Consider the following 17,155-nt stretch of genomic DNA (forward strand, 5'->3'; position numbering starts at 1 on the left):
GATGGAAGTGCGTGAGTTTTTTACAGCAGCGTTCCGCGCAGGATCACCAGCGCAACCGAAAAATAGATCACCAGCCCGGTGACGTCGACCAGCGTGGCCACGAACGGAGCCGATGCGCTGGCCGGGTCGAAGCCGATGCGCTTCAGGGCGAACGGCAGCATCGATCCAGACAGCGAGCCGAAGGTGACGATGCCAACCAGCGTGGCGCCGATCGTCATTGCGATCAGCGGCCAGTGCGGGCCGTAGTCGTAGAAGCCGAGATACTGCCAGAGCGCAATGCGGCAGACGCCGACCACGCCAAGAATCGAGCCAAGCACCAGGCCGGTGGGCAGCTCGCGCAATGCCACCCGCCACCAGTCGCCAAGGCCGATCTCGCGCAGCGCCAGCGCCCGGATGACGAGCGAGGTCGCCTGCGAGCCGGAATTGCCGCCGGAGCTCATGATCAATGGAATGAATAGCGTCAGCACGATCGCCTTTTCCAGCTCGCCCTCGTAGCTTTGCATCGCGTTGGCGGTCAGCATCTCGCTGATAAACAGCGCGCATAGCCAGCCGGCGCGCTTCTGGATCATCGCTAGAAAGCCCATCTTCATATAGGGCTCGTCCAGAGCCTCCATGCCGCCGAAACGATGCACGTCCTCGGTCGTTTCCTCGATCATCGTGTCGATAATATCGTCGATGGTAACGATGCCGAGGAGCTTGCCGTTGTCCACGACCGGGACGGCGAGCAGATCATATTTCGAGATCAACTGAGCAACCTTTTCACTATCGGTCAGCGGTGAAACGGTGATAGGCGCACGATCCGGCGCTATTGCCATGATCAGCTCGTCGGGCTCGCCAGCGATCAGTCGACGCAGGCTGGTCGAGCGCAACAGGACATGCGTTTGCGGATCGACGATGTAGATCGCGTAGACAGTTTCGCGCGTCCGCTCCACCTTGCGGATATAATCCAGAGTGCGGGCCACGCTCCAGTCCGGCGGCACGCTGACATATTCGGTCGTCATGAGCGAGGCGGCGCTGCCCTCGGGGTAGCCGAGAATGGCGAGCAGCGTCACGCGCAGCGGTGGCGCCAGGCCACCAAGCAGCTCGGAACGAGCCGGTTCGTTCAGATCGCGCAGTATGTCGGCGGCACGGTCGACCGACATGGCGGCAAGCAGTCTGCCTGCCTTGATGCGGGGCAGCGCCTCGACCAGTTCGGCTGCGCCGTCGAGTTCAGGCTGGTCGAAGATCTCGACCAGCCGCTCGAACGGCACCTCGCAAAGCAGCTCCGATGCCGTCTCGCGGGGCTCCTGGTTCAAGGCCTCGACGATGTCGGCGATGTGTTCGTTGGCAAGCACGCGGGCGATGGCGATGGCATCGCCGCCCGCAACGGGGGAAAACTCGTTCATGGCTCACTCCTTGCCGTCCGGCAGGACGTGAGCCGGTCAGGTCACGTCAAGCGGACGGCGGTTGCGTTCGACTGTGACTGTCGCCAGGCATGGCGCGGTGACCTTTCTGCTCGCGGGTTCGAGTTGAGATTCTGCAAGCCGGCGCAACATAGGAGAGCGCCTTGCCGAGTCAATCGTGAGAGCGGGTTAAAGCGGCGGCAAACCGACTGGATCGCGAGACTGTGATCGGGCGACGTGGCAGGCTGGCTGGACGCTGGCAATGGTACCGCGGCTATCTCTGCTTCAGCCGGCGGGGAAAGCGCAGCCATTTGTCCTCGGCCGGCCGCGTCGGCTGCGTGAGGATGGTGGTGAGCTCGACCGGCAAGCTCGGAACCAGCGGCTTCTTGGTGGCGACGCCGTCGGCGATCGCAACCACGCTGTGGTAGAATTCGGTGCCCGCGAGCGATCTCGGCGGCGTCGCCTCATGCATGATCGAGATCACAGTTGCATCAGGGCAATTGTCCTTGATCGCCTGGTGGAAGGCGATCCGTCCATCGGGGTCGAGCGCGCCGGTGGCTTCATCGAGGAACAGCAATCCTGGCTGCTGCAGCACGATGCGGGCGACAACCAGCTTCTGTTTCTGCCCACCCGACAGAACCTGGTCCCAGATCTTTCCTTCACGGCTCTCATCGGCCAAATGCTCGATGAAATCGCCGAGGCCGGCCTTGTGCAGGGCGGATGCGACCTGCACGTCGGCGTAATCATGCTCGGAACCGGGCAGGCAGACCAGTTGCCTCAGTGAAACCTGCTGCAGCTTCACCTCCTGGGCGGCGTAGAAACTCCTGACCCCTTCAGGGAAGACGATGGTGCCGCGGCCGTAAGGCCACAGGCCGTTGATCGCCTTGATCAGCGAGGTCTTGCCGCAACCGGATTCGCCCTTGAGGAAAGTCCACTCGCCACGCCGGAAGCGCAAATTTGCAGCACTCAGGAAGGGCGTTGCGTCCTCGCCCTGATGCGCAAGCTCTAGTTTCTGGATGGTCAGGCCGAAGACCGGGTTTTGGCGGTCGTAGCGGAAGTCGGACCGGCCGGTCTGCTGATAAAATTCCTGCGGGTGCTGGACGTTTTCGATCGCGTTTGCGAGTTCCGTGACGCGCTGGCTGTTGGCCCGCAGCGCGGCGATGGCAGGCATGACGTGGATGAACCACGAGCATTGACTGATCAGCGAGTTGACCATCTCGGAGCCGGTTATGTAGCCCTTGAGATCGAAGCCGTTATGGATAAAGGGAACCAAGCCTGGCCCGTAGGCGACAATGCGGGCACCGATGAAATTGTAGATCAGCTCGAATGAATTGTAGCCTGTGTTGACGATGTTCAGCCGCGCCCAGGTGCGGTCGATGTCGACATAGCGCTGGGTGTGCACTGCCTTCTGCACGTTCTCGCCTTGCGATGCGGCGACATGAAAACTGCGGCGCAGGAACGTGATCAGCTCGCCGCGATAGCTGCCTTCGGCCTGCTGCATCCTGACATTGAGCCGTTCCAGCAGCCTGCCCAGCTTGACCGCGATCCAGGTGTTCAACGGCACATAGGTGGCGACCGCCAGAAAGGCGAGAACGGCGCTGCCATAGCTGCCGAGGAACTCCAGCCCCTTGACCTCCGCCGAGTGCGCAAGCAGTTGCTGGCCAACGAAATACAATGAAGTAGCAACGGCCAGAACCCCCATCGCGAGGCCGATGGCTCCGCCCGTCATATCCTTGATCGATTCCTGGATGCGCTGATCGATATTGTCGGGAGCGGCGGCACCTGACGAGCCATGCTGAGCGTGGAAATGGGTGTGATTGGCGTCAAGCAGGGCTTCGTTGAACTGGCTGTCCAGCCAGCCGCGCCACTTGCGATGCAAAGTTGCGGATACCAGGCTGCGGATACCGGTAAAACCCGCATCCTTGAGCAAGACCAGGAGGACAAGTATCCCGGCATTGGTCAGCAGTGTCTGAAGCGGGGTGGTGTTTGCGGCATCGTGGAAAAAGGCGATCGAGTTGACCAGCTCTCCGGATGCTACGGCAAACCAGACGCCTGACTTGCTGGAGAGCGCGGTGAGCAGGGCGATCACCAGTGTCAGCGTCCAGGCTTCCATCCAGCGGTCTGAGAACCAGTAGGCCCGCACCAGTCCCCAGAAGCTGCGCATCGACGATACGGGCGTCAGGGGCGACTGCCTTGCGGCACCGCGGAGCCATTTTTCCGATATTGAATGTCGCGTTGGTCTATCGACCCGAATCACTATCCCGCCCAAACGATTTTTCTTTTGTTACGGACAGTAACACCAATTGATCATTTTCCATTAGCTTTTCTCCGGCCGCAGGTGGCTTAGCTCGCGGGCCGTTGCAGTGGAGCAACAGAATGAATGATCGCGGCGTTAGGCCGTTACGTTTCGAGGGGTGGAATACCAACGCCATTTCAAGTAGTTACTTGCCTGCGCCGGAGCAAGTAGAGACCTTCCCCTAGGGAAGGTCTTCACACAGCTTTGTGAACATAGAAGCGCCGCCCAGCGGTCGATCTTCACAGCCTGAACCGATCTTCAGTCCGCCTTTACAGTCAGGTCCGACCTCGTCGGCGGCCAGAACGTGACCGTATGATTCGTGGTTGAAGCCGCCTTGTCAGGACCCCGTAATCGGCCAGGCACTGACTTGCCGTTACAGTCCAGGATGCAGACCAACATCGATCAGACCGTACTTTTTTAGAGCGCGCGCAAACTGCGTTTGACAATGATGCGCTGCGGATCGAACCTGCCCGGATGCATCAAGGTTTGAACCGGGGGAGTTCTTCATGCTTGCACGGACATTGGTTGTGGCGATGCTCGCAATGTTGGCCTGGCTGCCGCCGACATATGCCGGCAGCCAGACCGTTCCCGCAAACGCCGAGGGACAGATCGAGTTCAACACGCCGTCCGGCAATATTGGCTGCATCTACACGCCGAAGGGCGGCACCAGCACCTACGAGCCGCAGGATGGCGGACCGGAACTGAGTTGTTCGCGCGTCGAGCCCAGCTACGTCACCATCATCCTCGGCCCGAAAGGCCCGGCGACGCTGATCAAGAATCCGGGCGAGCAAGGCTGCTGCGGCGACGTCACCAAGCTGGCGTACGGCAATAGCTGGAGCAAGGGGCCGTTTTCCTGCCAGTCATCCACCAGGGGATTGACCTGCACCGGCAAGCATGGCCATGGCTTTTTCGTCAGCAAGGCCAAGGTGACGGTGAAATAGTCCGACTCAGTTGGCCGTTTCCAGTTCGCCGCGTGCCTTGGCTGCGGCGACCTGGCGGAGTGCATCGGCAAGCGTATCGGCGTCCTGGGCGCCCATCACCGCATATTTGCCTTCAAGCAGAAAGCACGGCACGCCCGATATGCCCATGCGCGAAGCGGTGGCGATTTCGGTGCGCACCGCCTCGACATCGGCGTCGGTCGGCAGAAGCGTTTCGACCACGGAGGCATCCATGCCGGCCTCGCGGGCGGCTTCGATCAGCACGGCATGATCGCCGAGATTGGCGCCTTCCTCGAAATTCAGTTGGAACAGCCGGCGCACCAGCCGGTTCTGAACCGCCTCGCCGGCCGTCCCGGCCCAGCGAATGAGACGGTGCGCATCCAGCGTATTGGGCGCGACCTTGATGGCGTCGAAGGCGAAGGAGATGCCTTCAGCCTCGCCCAGCGGCTCGATCCGGGCATGGATTTCGCGGATGCGTTGCTCGCTGCCGAATTTCGCCACCATATAGTCGCGGCGGTTCTTGCCTTCGGGCGGGATTGTCGGGTCGAGTTGGAAGGGCCGCCAGCGTATGTGAACGTCGATAACGACGGCGGCAATCGCCTTGTCGAGCCGTTTCTGGCCGATAAAGCACCAGGGGCATACCACGTCGGAGACCACATCGACGGTAATCGAGTTCTCGTCGTTCATCTTGGTCTCCTGTTCTGAAGAGGTCACTTCGGTTTGCGCCACCAGGTCGGCAACTGATAACCGTATATGGGCGTCTTTTGCGGATGTTCCAGATAGTTCCAATAGGCAAGCCATTGCTGGTTGTTGTGCTGGGTCGGCACCATGTAGTTGCCGGAGATCAGCAGCCGGTCGAGAACGCGGACGGCGGCGACATAGTCCTCCTTCGAGCGAGCTCTCAGCATCGCCTCGATCGCCGCATCCACCGCCGGATCGGCGACGCCGGCGAGGTTGAACGATCCTTCGGCCTTGGCGGCAGCCGATCCCCAGCGCCCGGTTTGCTCGATACCCGGCGACAGCGAGTTGTTGAAACCGGTCGAGCCGACCAGCACCTCGAAATCGAAACGCTGCTTGCGCGACTGGATCTGATCACCGTCGAGGCTGCGGATGCCGACATCGATGCCGAGCTTCTCAAGGGTGCGCTGATAGATAGCGGCAAGTCGCTCTTCATCCTGCGAGGCGGTCAGTATCTCGAAACCGAACGGCTTTCCCTCGGGATCGAGCATCGCGCCGTCCTGCAACGTATAGCCCGCGCTCTTCAGCAGCTCGAATGCCGCCTTCAGCACCTTGCGGTCCTGGCCGGAGCCGTCGGTAACGGGCGGCCTGTAGGTGCCGTCCATGACATCTGCGGGCACGCGGCCGGGGTAGGGGGCCAGCAGGGCCTTTTCCCTTTCGCTGGCCGGGTGGCCGAGCGCGGACAGCTCGGAATTCTGCCAAAAGCTCATTGTGCGCGTGTATTTGCCGCCGAACAGATTCTTGTTGGCCCATTCGAAATCGTAGAGCATGCCGAGCGCGCGCCGCACGACCGGGTTGGAAAATTTCGGCAGCCGCGTGTTGAACAGGAAACCGTTGACCGCCGGCGGAATGCCGGTATCGAAAGTTTCGGCGATGACCTCGCCCCTGTGGAAGGCCGGAAAATCGAGATCGCGCTCGCGTTTGACCGGGTCGCTGTCGTCGTCGATGGCGCAGATGCCCTTCTTGAACGCTTCCTGCTTGGCGTTGGCGTTGAGGAAATATTCGATGGTGATCTGGTCGTAATTGTCGAAGCCGCGCTTGGACGGCACGTCCTTGCCCCAATAGTCCGGATTGCGCTTGAACACGATGCGCTGGCCGGGCACGACTTGCGCCACCGTGTAAGGCCCGCTGCCGATCACCGGCTTCAGCGTCGTCCTGTCGAAGGTGTCCTTGTTGAATGCGTGTTTCGGGATGATCGGCGTCAGCGCAATGATCAGCGGAAATTCGCGGTCCGCCTTGTCGTTGAAGGTGAAGCGCACACTGCGGTCACCGGTCTTTTCGAGCTTGGCGATCGCTTTCATCCGCAGGCTGTAAGGTGGCCGGCCCTTCTCGGTGAAGACGTCATAGGTGAACAACACGTCTTCCGGCGTCACCGGCTCGCCGTCCGACCATTTTGCGCTGGGATCGAGGTGGAATTCGATGCTCTTGCGCTCGGGATCCATGTCGGCGGTATCGGCGAGCAGGCCGTAGAGACTGAAGGCCTCGTCGTAGTTGCGCTGCATCAACGGCTCGAAGACGAGATTGCCAAAGGCTTGATCCATCATGCCGCGCGCGGTGGTGCGCAGGCTTCTCAGGATGAACGGATTGAGATTGTCGAAGCTTCCGACGACGCAATAGGTAATGCTGCCGCCCTTAGGCGCGTCGGGATTCACGTAGTTGAAATGCTTGTAGTCGGACGGCATCGCCGGCTCGCCCTGCATGGCAAGCGCGTGCTTCGGTTCCGACAGGGCCGGCTGCAGGGAAAGGCCGACAAACAAGATTGCGGCGATCAGCCAAACGACAACGCGGCCCATGACCGTCTCCTTCCCGATTCGATGCGCAGCATACATGAGCCGGTCGTGCACCGGCCAACCCCTTGACCAACCCGTCGGCCAAGATTCGCGAGGCCCGGGCTGGATTCGGCATCGCTTGCAGTGTAACACGCCGTCCGAAGTCATTCTGTTGCCTCATTTCGGCAACAGGTAGCTGGACCACACGGCGGGAAAAAGCCGGTTCCGGGATCATTTGAAAGGAATGCACGACATGACGAGCCTGAACAGCAACGCGTACCGCCTGTCGGTCATGGCCGCTGGCGTGGTCGGCATTCTCGGCGCCGGGATTCCCGCTGCTTCCGCGCAGCAGCAACAGCAGATTCCGCAAGGCTGGTTCAAGGCCTGCACCAAGCAGGAAGACGTCGACATCTGCAATGTCCAGAACATCACCACCGCCGGCAACGGCCAGCTCATCACCGGCGTCAGCCTGATCGAATTGAAGGGCAAGGTGAACCGCAAGGTGTTTCAGGTGACGGTTCCGACCGGCCGTCTGGTTCCTCCCGGCATCGGCCTCCAGATCGACGGCGGCAAGGCGCAGAAGCTCGACTATGTGATCTGTTTCCCGGATCGCTGCGTGGCGGAAGTCCCGTTGAGCGATCAGCTCGTCGCATCCTTCAAGAAGGGATCGGCGCTGACGCTCACCTCAGTCAATTTCCAAAACCAGCCGAACCCGATCAAGATTGCGCTGACCGGCTTCAGCGGCGCCTTCGACGGCCCGCCGCTGCAGCAGTCGGACATCGAGGACCGGCAGAAAAAGCTCCAGGACTTCGTCGCCAAGAACAATCAGGATTTTGCCAAGAAGCTCAAGGAAGAGCAGGAGAAGGCGAAGGCCGCCAACTGATCGACGGGTTTTCGAACCAACAAAAAGCGGGGTTCATGCCCCGCTTTTTTCGTTTGGACCGGACGTTTGTCGGGTCAAGCCATGTCTCAAGCCTGTCCCAGCCCGATCCCGACTAAGTCAATGTCGCAATTGGTGCTTTGGCTCGTAGCGTCCGTCCGGCTTCTTGTCGAACATTTCACCAATCTGCGGATGCCGGACCGGTTCGCCCGACCGGTCCTCGAGTAAATTCTGCTCGGACACATAGGCGATGTATTCCGTTTCGGAATTCTCGGCGAGCAGATGATAGAAAGGCTGGTCCTTGCGCGGCCGCACGTCAGCGGGGATCGCCTCGTACCATTCGTCGGTATTGGCGAATTGCGGGTCGACGTCGAAAATGACGCCGCGGAATGGAAACAGCCGGTGCCGAACCACCTGTCCGATCGAGAATTTGGCTGTCTTCATCGTACTCACCACTTGAACTTCTTGAACGCCACGCATCCTGAAACACGCAAGAAAACGCTCCAGGACTTTAGACTCTTACGCACCAATCCGGCAAAGATTGGCCCAGACCTTACGGTCGACATCGTCATTATTTGGCGCAGACGCCGCGTCAATTCAATCCCGATCCCCTTGATGCCAAGATGCGGATCAAGGGCGGTGCCCAAGATCGCTATCGCGCAGCCGGTTTTCGCAATCCGCCAAAAAACGCCGCAAAACCGCTGCCGGGTCGAAGACCCTCGCGCATGAAAAACGCCCGCAACGGCGCAAACCCCTCAAGCGCGCCCAGGCCAGCGCTGCGCACCAACTGGGCCGGCAGCATGTCGGAAAGCAACGACATGTTCAGCAGATTGACCGCGCTGCTGCGCGCCAGAATGTCCGGCCGCCGATTGAAATCATAGGCTGCAAGCGCCTGGGCGGCGCCCGGGTCCGAGCGGTTTCTGCTTGCGGTACCAATCAGGTCGTCGATGTCCCGGATGCCGAGATTGAGGCCTTGCGCGCCGATTGGGGGAAACACGTGGGCGGCTTCACCGACAAGTGCCACGCGGCGATGCGCAAACCGCCACGGGCTCACCGCTGAAAGGGGATAGACCTGCCGGCCGGGCTCAACCGAAACGCGGCCCAGCATCGATTGCATTCGCTGTTCGACCCGCGCCGAAAGCTCGGCGTCGTCGAGTGCTGCAAGGTCCCTGGCGATATCGGGTTCGAGCACCCAGACAAGGCTGGACCGGTTGCCGGGCAGGGGAACCTGTGTGAACGGACCGGTCTCGGTGTGGAATTCGGTCGAGGTGAAGGCATGATCGCTGCGGTGACCGAAATTGAGCACCAGCGCCGCCTGCGGATAGGATCGGACCGAGGTGCGGATGCCGGCTGCCTCGCGGGCCGGCGACTGACGGCCATCGGCGCCAACCGCCAACGACGCCTCAACCTCGCTGCCATCGGCGAGAACGGCATGGGCATGGTCGGCATCGAGGCGCCATGCCTCCACCATCGACTTTCGCCATTCGATGCCCGAATGCGCGACAGCCTCGGCTAGCGTGCGGTTGAGAACGCTGTTGGGCAAGTTCAGCCCGAATTGCTCTTCGTTGATCTCGCTGGCACGAAAGGTCACTGTCGGGCTGCGGATCAGCCGGTTGGTTGCGTCAACGATGCGCATCACCTTGAGCGGCGCTGCGTGCGACCTGATTCCGTCGAAGATCCCGAGCCGTTCGAACATCTTCAGGGCAGGGTTCATCAAGGCTGTCGTCCGGCCATCGGGGCCGGCTGCTTCGGGTCCGACGAGCGTCACGGGAAAGCCCGCCTCGGCAAAGCCAAGCGCCGCGATCAGCCCCGCAGGGCCGCTGCCTGCGACCAGTATCCGTGCTGTTTCCCGATGGTTCAAATTCGGCTTCCGGATTGCGAGGTGAGGCCCGTCCGACCTGTTGGTCCATATAGGTCAGGTGATGCGGCTTGATCAACGCGGCGATTCGGCCCATTCGGTTGCCATGACCGGCCAACAAGACGATTTCAGCCACCTCGACGGCACCGGCCGCGCGATGGCGAGCGTTGCGCGCAACCCTCGACTGGCGGTGAGCGTCGTTGCCGGCATGGGCATCGCCCTTGCCTGGCTTCTTCTCGGCGTAATGGCAGTTCGTGGTGCCGTAAGCCGGCTCCCCGGCGCTGCCGTGCTGGAATACCTGCCGCAACTGCCGCTACCGGATTTCCTTGCGCGTTTATTCGCTCTCTGCCTTGCGCCGGCGCCGCTTCGCGCAAGCCTAGGCGCGCAAGGCGAGGCACTCACCGCGATGTGGCTGTTGATGGCCATCGCGACCATGCTGCCCTCCGCGGCGCCGATGATCCGCACCTATTGCGAGATCGCAGATACCGCCCGGATCAAGAGGGAGCCGGTCGTCCATCCGCTGATCCTGGTCGCTGGATATTTGAGCGTCTGGCTTGTCGCCTCGGCAATGTTCGCTGCCCTGACGCTCGCAATCCATGCATTCGCGTCATCCGGGCAGATGCTCGATCCGCTGGTTGGAATTGCCGGAGCAGCCGCGCTGTCGATCGCTGGTCTCTATCAGTTCAGCTGGCTGAAGGAAGCCTGCCTGGAGAAGTGCAGAAATCCGTTCTCGGTCCTGTTCGCCAACTGGAGCGCCAGGCCCATTCGCATTTTCCGGCTCGGCATGGAGCAGGGCCTGTGGTGCCTTGGATGCTGCTGGGCGCTGATGCTGGTAATGTTTGCGGTCGGTGTGATGAACGTGTTCTGGATGGCGCTGATCGGCCTGTTCAGCCTGGTCGAAAAACAGACGGCAGGCAATCTGCCGACGCGGTTGGGCGGTGCGATACTGCTTGTCTGGGCAGCAGCGCTACTAGTAGTCTCGGCATGAGGGGGGAGAATTCGATGACGGATCAAAACTGGGCAATGAAGGGAGAGCTCGTCCTCTCCTGCAATTGCACGGTTTTTTGCCCTTGCGTGCTGTCGCTCGGCAATCATCCGCCGACCGAAGGCTATTGCCAGACCTGGGCCGGATTCCGCATCGATGCCGGTCATTTCGGCGAGGTCGACCTGTCCGGTCTCAATCTTGGGCTGGTCATGGAAATCCCCGGTTATATGAGTCGCGGCAATTGGACGGCCGGTTTGTTCATCGACAAGCGCGCCTCGGTTTACGCTATGAAGGCACTGACCAAGATCTTCACCGGCAAGGCCGGTGGAACCACATCGCTGCTCTCCATCCTGGTCGGACAGTTCCTCGGCGCCGAGCAGGTGCCGATCACCTACGAGACGCGTGAGAAAACGCGCATCTTCCAGATACCGAAGATCATCGATGGCGCGGTGACGCCAATCACCGGAAAGGATCGCGACAAGGATACGGTCATCAGCAATTCGGAATACTGGATTGCGCCGGAAATCATCGTCGCCAAATCCGACAAGAGCAAAATGCGGGCCTTTGGCCGCAACTGGAACTTTGCTGGCCGTTCGGCCGAAATCTGCAAGCTGGACTGGCGGGGCCCGTGAGCAAGAAGACGACGGCCAGGAAAATCGCCGACCGGATTCCGCGGCCGAAGAAGAAAGTCACATGGCCGCAGGCGCGGGCGTTCTCGGTCCATCTCTTGACCGCGTCGGGCTCATTCCTGGCGTTTCTGTCGCTAGTGGCAGCAAGCGAGCAGCGCTGGACGGCGATGTTCTGGTGGCTGGGCCTGGCACTTTTCGTCGATGGCATCGATGGGCCGATCGCCAGGAAGCTCGACGTCAAGGAAATCCTGCCGACATGGTCTGGCGAACTGCTCGACAACATCATCGACTACGTGACCTACGTGTTGATTCCGGCCTTCGCGCTCTATCAGCGCGGCTTCATGGGCGAGCGCCTGTCGTTCCTGTCGGCGGCGATAATCGTGGTGTCGAGCGCAATCTACTATGCCGATACCGGCATGAAGACGAAGGAGAATTTCTTCAAGGGCTTTCCGGTCGTCTGGAACATGGTGGTGTTCACGCTGTTCGTCATCGAGCCCGGACAATGGGTTTCCTTCGCCGTGGTCGTGGTGGCCGGCATTCTCACCTTCGTGCCGATCAATTTCATCCATCCGGTGCGGGTGAAGCGGCTGCGGCCAATCAATCTCGGCATGACGCTGCTTTGGTGCGCTTTCGGCGCGCTGGCGCTGGCGCAGGCCGCACTTGCCTCCTTCTACGACCAGATTGGCGTGCTGGGCGAGCAGGTCAGCGATTTCATCAAGATCGGGATTACGGTCACCGGACTTTACCTCGCTTGCATCGGCGCTATCATGCAGTTCTTCCCAAATCTCGGCGCCAAGCCGGACAAGAAAGCCTGATCCCAAGAGAGCCAGAAAATGTCCAAAGCGATCCGCATCCATGCCCATGGCGGCCCGGAGGTCCTGACCTATGAGGATGCCGATCCCGGGCAGCCGGGCTCGGGACAGATCCTGGTCAAGCACACCGCGATCGGTCTCAATTTCATCGACGTCTATTATCGCTCTGGCCTTTATCCGCCGCAGGGCGGATTTCCGCTGATCCCCGGCGGCGAGGCGGCCGGCGTGGTCTTGGATGTCGGCTCGGACGTCGACTGGCTCAAACCCGGCGATCGCATCGCCTACGCCGTGACGACCGGCGCCTATGCCGGGCAGCGCGTGATCGCCGCCGACCGCGTGGTGAAGGTGCCGGACGGCATCAGCGACGAACAGGCCGCAGCGATGATGCTAAAGGGCATGACCGCCGAGTACTTGTTGCGCCGTACATTCAAGGTGAAAGCTGGCGACACGATCCTGTTTCATGCGGCGGCCGGCGGTGTCGGGCTGATCCTCGGCCAATGGGCCAAGCATCTCGGCGCGACAGTGATCGGCACGGCGAGTTCCACCGACAAGATCGAGATCGCCAAGGCGCATGGCTTCGACCACGTGATCAACTATCGCGAACAGGATTTCGTGGCCGGCGTTGCCGCTATCACCGGTGGCAAGAAATGCGACGTTGTCTATGACTCGGTCGGCAACGACACGTTTCCAGCCTCGCTCGATTGCCTGCGGCCGCTCGGCACGTTCGTCAGCTTCGGTCAATCGTCTGGGCCGATCCCACCTTTCAGCATCTCGCTGCTGGCGCAGAAGGGCTCGCTGTTCGCAACGCGGCCGACGCTGTTCGTCTACAATGCCAGGCGCGAAGATCTCGAGGCTTCCGCCGCCGCCTTGTTCGATGTGGTGCTCAGCGGCGCCGTCAAGATCAAGATCAACCAGCGTTACGCGCTCAGCGATGCGGGCAAGGCGCATGCCGATCTCGAAGGGCGCCGGACCACCGGGACAACAATACTTATCCCTTGAGCCCGCATTTTCGGCCCGCCAACGCCGCCGTTCTTGCGAACTGCTCTTTACCGCTTGAGTTTCCGCTGAAATTCTTGAAGCTCTTTCAAGTCGCGAGGCGCTTACCGTAGAGAGCAGCCCGCGCATACGATGCTTGCGGGAACACAGAACATGTCTGGCAAACCAGATGGAGGCACCGTGAGTGCAGATCAGGACGGCGCAAACCTGCTTGAGGTTCGCGGCCTCACAAAGATATTCGGCACATTGACGGCGTGCGACCATGTCGATCTCAACATCGCCAAGGGCGAGATCCATGCGTTGCTTGGCGAGAACGGCGCCGGCAAGTCGACCCTGGTGAAAATGCTGTTTGGATCGCTGGAACCGAATTCCGGCGAGATTTTCTGGAATGGCCAGGCGGTCAGGATCACCAGCCCCGGTACCGCAAAAAAGCTCGGCATCGGCATGGTTTTCCAGCATTTTTCGCTGTTCGAAGCGCTGACGGCTGCGGAGAACATCGCGCTGTCGCTGGATGACGGCTCGCCGATCAGCACGATCGCGGCCAAGGCGAGGGCGCTCTCCTACAGTTACGGCCTGCCTCTCGATCCGCTGTCGCTGGTCGGTGATCTGTCGGTCGGCGAGCGTCAGCGTATCGAAATCATCCGCTGCCTGCTGCAGACGCCACAACTCATCATCCTCGACGAGCCGACTTCGGTGCTGACGCCGCAGGAGGCCGATAAGCTGTTCGAGACGCTCGAACGGCTGCGTTCGGAAGGAAAGTCCATCCTCTACATTTCGCACCGGCTGGAAGAGGTCAAACGGATCTGCGACCGCTCCACCGTGCTGCGTCACGGCAAGGTGGTCGGCCATTGCAATCCGCGCCAGGAAACCGCGTCTTCGTTGGCGCGGATGATGGTCGGCAACGAGGTGCAGGCCGTGATGCGGGCGCCGGCCGAGGGTATCGAGACCGCGCCGGTGCTGCTTCAAATCCGCGAACTCACCCGCAAGCCGGCGACCCCGTTCTCGATCCCGCTCAGGAACATCAATCTTGAAGTCCGCGCCGGCGAGGTGATCGGCATTGCCGGTGTGGCGGGCAACGGCCAGGGCGAATTTTTCGAATCCGTTTCCGGCGAGGTGCTGCAGCAGGATGCCGGCTCGGTCCGCATCCGCGGTAAGGATGCCGGCGGCCTCACCATCACAGGCAGGCGCCTGATGGGCGCTGCCTTCGTCCCGGAAGAGCGGCTCGGCCATGGCGCAGCACCGCGCATGAAGCTTTCGGAGAACCTGCTCCTGTCGCGCCACGCCACCGATGGCAAGATGTTTGTCAGCGCCGGTGGAATGGTCAAGGGCGATGCGATCTATACCGCTGCCCAGCGCATCATAAAGGCAATGGACGTGCGCAAGAGCTCGCCGGATCCGGAGGCTGCGGCTCTTTCGGGCGGCAATCTGCAGAAATTCATCGTTGGCCGCGAACTCGACCGCCGGCCGAGCGTCTTGGTGGTCAATCAGCCGACCTGGGGGGTCGACGCGGGTGCGGCGGCCCACATCCGCCAGGCGCTGATCGAACTGGCGCGCAGCGGCTCGGCGGTGCTGGTGATCAGCCAGGACCTCGACGAGCTGTTCGAGATTTCCGATGCGATCACGGTCATGCACAATGGCGAACTTTCGAAGCCGCTGCCGATAGCTGAAGCGACATTCGAGAAGATCGGGCTGCTGATGGGCGGCGCCGAACCCGGGCATGCCGAACATACGCTGGAGACGGCCTGATGCGCCTCGAACTTGTAAAACGCCCGCAGCGCTCGATGCTGTTTTCGGCACTCTCGCCTTTCATCGCTTTCGTTTTGACGATCATTGCCGGTGCCATCATGTTCGCGCTGCTCGGCGTCAACCCGTTGACTGCGTTCCGCATCTACTTCATCGAACCGATCAGCCAGGTCTGGCAGCTGCATGAGCTGGCGATCAAGGCCGCCCCCCTGATCCTGATCGCGGTCGGACTGTCGGTCTGCTACAAGGCCAACATCTGGAACATCGGCGCCGAAGGCCAGTTCATCCTGGGCGGCATTGTCGGCTCGATCATCCCCGTGCTGTTTCCGCAGTTGGAAGGCCCATTGGTGCTGCCGCTGATGCTTCTGCTCGGCATGGTCGGCGGGGCCGCCTATGCTGCAATCCCGGCACTGCTGAAGACGCGCTTCAACACCAACGAGATCCTGACCAGCCTGATGCTGGTCTATGTCGCCCAGCTCTTCCTCGATTGGCTGGTGCGCGGGCCATGGCGCGATCCGCAGGGGCATGGTTTCCCGCAAACCATCCAGTTCAACGACTCGGCCATACTGCCGGAACTCCTCCCGGAATCCGGCCGGGCAAACTGGGGATTTGTCTTCGCGCTGATCGCGGCGATACTGATCTGGATCCTGATGAGCCGCATGCTAAAAGGCTTCGAGGTCCGCGTGCTCGGCTCAAGCCCGAGGGCAGGGCGCTTCGCCGGGTTTGGCCTTAACCGTATGGTCTTCTTTGCCTTCCTGCTGTCGGGCGCACTGGCCGGACTTGCAGGGATTTCGGAGGTCTCGGGCGCGATCGGACAATTGCAGCCGGTGATCTCGCCCGGCTACGGATTTACCGCCATCATCGTGGCATTCCTCGGCCGGCTCAATCCGCTCGGCATCGTCGCCGCAGGGCTTGTGCTGGCGCTGACCTATCTCGGCGGCGAGGCAGTGCAAAGCGCGCTCGGCATCTCCGACAAGGTGGCGCGAGTGTTCCAGGGCATGCTTTTGTTCTTCGTGCTCGGCTGCGACACGCTCATCCATTACCGCATTCGCCTGACCGGCTTTTCCGCGCCGAAGCTCGAGGCGGCGCCGAAACTGGAGGAAGCCCGCTGATGGACATCACCGTCAACATACTCTTGACCATCGCCACGGCGGCGACGCCGCTGCTGATCGCGGCGATCGGCGAACTGGTGGTCGAACGTTCCGGCGTGCTCAATCTCGGCGTCGAAGGCATGATGATCATGGGTGCGGTCGGCGGGTTCGGCGCCGGCTATCTCACCGGCTCGCCGTGGATAGGGCTGTTGGCGGCAATTGCCATGGGGGCAGTGTTCTCGCTGCTGTTCGCCGTCATGACGCTGTCGCTGGCCACCAACCAGGTGGCAACCGGCCTGTCCCTGACACTGCTCGGCCTCGGTCTTTCCGGCATGATGGGGACGAATTTTGTCGGCCAGCCCGGCGAGAGATTGCCTAACCTCGATATTCCCGGCCTGACCGCAATCCCGGTCGTCGGCAGGCTGCTGTTCGGTCAGGATCCAATCTTTTACATCTCGATCGCGCTGACCGCCGCCGTCATGTGGTTCCTGTTCAAGACCCGCACCGGGCTCACGCTGCGCTCGATCGGCGACAGCCATGCATCCGCCCATGCGCTTGGCATTCACGTCATCCGCTACCGTTATCTCTCAGTGATTTTCGGCGGCGCTTGTGCCGGCCTCGCCGGCGGTCACCTATCGCTGGTCTACACACCGCAATGGGTGGAGAACATGACCGCCGGCCGCGGCTGGATCGCGCTGGCTCTGGTCGTTTTCGCCTCCTGGCGGCCATGGCGGGTGCTGGCCGGCGCCTATATTTTCGGCGCGATCTGGGTTGGCCAGCTTCACGTCCAAGCCATAAATCTGCAGGACTTCGTCGACGCCCCCTGGTTGCTCTACAAGTTAATTTCGTTCTTAAAATCGTTTCCCTCGCAACTGCTTTCTTCGCTGCCCTATCTGGCAACCGTCGTGGTTCTCGTTCTAATCTCGCGCAACAAGCGTTTGACGATGATGAACACGCCGGCCTCCTTGGGCCAGCCATTCGTTCCGGATCGTTGACAACAAAAAGACGGAAGCTCCAAGGCTTAACTCAGAGAGGTAA

The 17,155-nt window shown here is 61.2% G+C and carries 15 protein-coding genes; 9 read left to right on the forward strand and 6 right to left on the reverse strand.

The window, feature by feature from the left end; translation table 11 throughout:
* Positions 1 to 20: 20 nt before the first annotated feature.
* Positions 21 to 1,385: a magnesium transporter gene (mgtE, locus tag NKJ46_RS19995; protein WP_352666728.1), complete on the reverse strand. Its 1,365-nt coding sequence runs from the start codon at positions 1,383 to 1,385 to the stop codon at positions 21 to 23.
* Positions 1,386 to 1,656: 271 nt separating this feature from the next.
* Positions 1,657 to 3,546, reverse strand: coding sequence for an ABC transporter ATP-binding protein/permease (locus NKJ46_RS20000; RefSeq protein ID WP_352666730.1), 1,890 nt, complete (start codon positions 3,544 to 3,546; stop codon positions 1,657 to 1,659).
* 638 nt (positions 3,547 to 4,184) lie between these two features.
* Here NKJ46_RS20000 and NKJ46_RS20005 point away from each other — a divergent pair.
* Positions 4,185 to 4,619, forward strand: a complete 435-nt coding sequence (locus NKJ46_RS20005) for a hypothetical protein (RefSeq protein WP_352666733.1) — start codon at positions 4,185 to 4,187, stop codon at positions 4,617 to 4,619.
* 6 nt (positions 4,620 to 4,625) lie between these two features.
* On the opposite strand, the gene NKJ46_RS20010 is transcribed toward NKJ46_RS20005, so the two are convergent.
* Positions 4,626 to 5,303, reverse strand: coding sequence for a DsbA family oxidoreductase (locus tag NKJ46_RS20010; protein WP_352666735.1), 678 nt, complete (start codon positions 5,301 to 5,303; stop codon positions 4,626 to 4,628).
* Between the two features lie 23 nt (positions 5,304 to 5,326).
* On the reverse strand, positions 5,327 to 7,147 hold the full coding sequence (locus NKJ46_RS20015) for an extracellular solute-binding protein (RefSeq protein ID WP_352666738.1): 1,821 nt from the start codon (positions 7,145 to 7,147) through the stop codon (positions 5,327 to 5,329).
* A 229-nt stretch (positions 7,148 to 7,376) separates the two neighbouring features.
* Here NKJ46_RS20015 and NKJ46_RS20020 point away from each other — a divergent pair, with 229 nt between their 5' ends.
* Positions 7,377 to 8,006: an invasion associated locus B family protein gene (locus tag NKJ46_RS20020; RefSeq protein ID WP_352491327.1), complete on the forward strand. Its 630-nt coding sequence runs from the start codon at positions 7,377 to 7,379 to the stop codon at positions 8,004 to 8,006.
* A gap of 117 nt (positions 8,007 to 8,123) precedes the next feature.
* On the opposite strand, the gene hspQ is transcribed toward NKJ46_RS20020, so the two are convergent.
* Positions 8,124 to 8,447, reverse strand: a complete 324-nt coding sequence (gene hspQ, locus NKJ46_RS20025) for a heat shock protein HspQ (RefSeq protein WP_023675043.1) — start codon at positions 8,445 to 8,447, stop codon at positions 8,124 to 8,126.
* Positions 8,448 to 8,655: 208 nt separating this feature from the next.
* Positions 8,656 to 9,864 (reverse strand): UbiH/UbiF family hydroxylase, encoded by a 1,209-nt coding sequence (locus NKJ46_RS20030; RefSeq protein ID WP_352666741.1) that lies wholly within the window; start codon positions 9,862 to 9,864, stop codon positions 8,656 to 8,658.
* Between the two features lie 103 nt (positions 9,865 to 9,967).
* Here NKJ46_RS20030 and NKJ46_RS20035 point away from each other — a divergent pair, with 103 nt between their 5' ends.
* The 7 genes from NKJ46_RS20035 (at position 9,968) to NKJ46_RS20065 (ending at position 17,112) form a co-directional block, all read left to right on the forward strand.
* The gene (locus NKJ46_RS20035; protein WP_352666744.1) at positions 9,968 to 10,849 is read left to right on the forward strand and encodes a DUF2182 domain-containing protein; all 882 of its coding nucleotides are present in this window, start codon (positions 9,968 to 9,970) and stop codon (positions 10,847 to 10,849) included.
* Between the two features lie 14 nt (positions 10,850 to 10,863).
* Positions 10,864 to 11,478, forward strand: coding sequence for a DUF1326 domain-containing protein (locus NKJ46_RS20040; protein ID WP_352666747.1), 615 nt, complete (start codon positions 10,864 to 10,866; stop codon positions 11,476 to 11,478).
* Positions 11,479 to 11,513: 35 nt separating this feature from the next.
* Positions 11,514 to 12,290, forward strand: a complete 777-nt coding sequence (pcsA, locus tag NKJ46_RS20045; RefSeq protein WP_502893794.1) for a phosphatidylcholine synthase — start codon at positions 11,514 to 11,516, stop codon at positions 12,288 to 12,290.
* Between the two features lie 18 nt (positions 12,291 to 12,308).
* On the forward strand, positions 12,309 to 13,286 hold the full coding sequence (locus NKJ46_RS20050) for a quinone oxidoreductase family protein (protein ID WP_352666749.1): 978 nt from the start codon (positions 12,309 to 12,311) through the stop codon (positions 13,284 to 13,286).
* A 150-nt stretch (positions 13,287 to 13,436) separates the two neighbouring features.
* A complete protein-coding gene (locus NKJ46_RS20055) occupies positions 13,437 to 15,029 on the forward strand; it encodes an ABC transporter ATP-binding protein (protein ID WP_502903420.1) in 1,593 nt (530 codons plus the stop codon).
* Entirely contained in the window at positions 15,026 to 16,138 is a 1,113-nt protein-coding gene (locus tag NKJ46_RS20060) for an ABC transporter permease (protein WP_352666875.1), read from the forward strand. Before NKJ46_RS20055 ends, NKJ46_RS20060 begins: the two co-directional genes overlap by 4 nt.
* The gene (locus tag NKJ46_RS20065; protein ID WP_352666755.1) at positions 16,138 to 17,112 is read left to right on the forward strand and encodes an ABC transporter permease; all 975 of its coding nucleotides are present in this window, start codon (positions 16,138 to 16,140) and stop codon (positions 17,110 to 17,112) included. The genes NKJ46_RS20060 and NKJ46_RS20065 overlap by 1 nt, the downstream gene beginning before the upstream one ends.
* Positions 17,113 to 17,155: the final 43 nt, after the last annotated feature.

This window comes from Mesorhizobium sp. M0166, assembly GCF_040322255.1.
Classification (GTDB): domain Bacteria; phylum Pseudomonadota; class Alphaproteobacteria; order Rhizobiales; family Rhizobiaceae; genus Mesorhizobium.

Excerpts from the sequence above, each read along its gene's own strand:
- mgtE (WP_352666728.1), bottom strand. The coding sequence starts at position 1,385 with ATGAACGAGTTTTCCCCCGTTGCGGGCGGCGATGCCATCGCCATCGCC.
- NKJ46_RS20000 (WP_352666730.1), bottom strand. The coding sequence starts at position 3,546 with ATGCGCAGCTTCTGGGGACTGGTGCGGGCCTACTGGTTCTCAGACCGC.
- NKJ46_RS20005 (WP_352666733.1), top strand. The coding sequence starts at position 4,185 with ATGCTTGCACGGACATTGGTTGTGGCGATGCTCGCAATGTTGGCCTGG.
- NKJ46_RS20010 (WP_352666735.1), bottom strand. The coding sequence starts at position 5,303 with ATGAACGACGAGAACTCGATTACCGTCGATGTGGTCTCCGACGTGGTA.
- NKJ46_RS20015 (WP_352666738.1), bottom strand. The coding sequence starts at position 7,147 with ATGGGCCGCGTTGTCGTTTGGCTGATCGCCGCAATCTTGTTTGTCGGC.
- NKJ46_RS20020 (WP_352491327.1), top strand. The coding sequence starts at position 7,377 with ATGACGAGCCTGAACAGCAACGCGTACCGCCTGTCGGTCATGGCCGCT.
- hspQ (WP_023675043.1), bottom strand. The coding sequence starts at position 8,447 with ATGAAGACAGCCAAATTCTCGATCGGACAGGTGGTTCGGCACCGGCTG.
- NKJ46_RS20035 (WP_352666744.1), top strand. The coding sequence starts at position 9,968 with ATGACCGGCCAACAAGACGATTTCAGCCACCTCGACGGCACCGGCCGC.
- NKJ46_RS20040 (WP_352666747.1), top strand. The coding sequence starts at position 10,864 with ATGACGGATCAAAACTGGGCAATGAAGGGAGAGCTCGTCCTCTCCTGC.
- NKJ46_RS20050 (WP_352666749.1), top strand. The coding sequence starts at position 12,309 with ATGTCCAAAGCGATCCGCATCCATGCCCATGGCGGCCCGGAGGTCCTG.
- NKJ46_RS20055 (WP_502903420.1), top strand. The coding sequence starts at position 13,437 with ATGTCTGGCAAACCAGATGGAGGCACCGTGAGTGCAGATCAGGACGGC.
- NKJ46_RS20065 (WP_352666755.1), top strand. The coding sequence starts at position 16,138 with ATGGACATCACCGTCAACATACTCTTGACCATCGCCACGGCGGCGACG.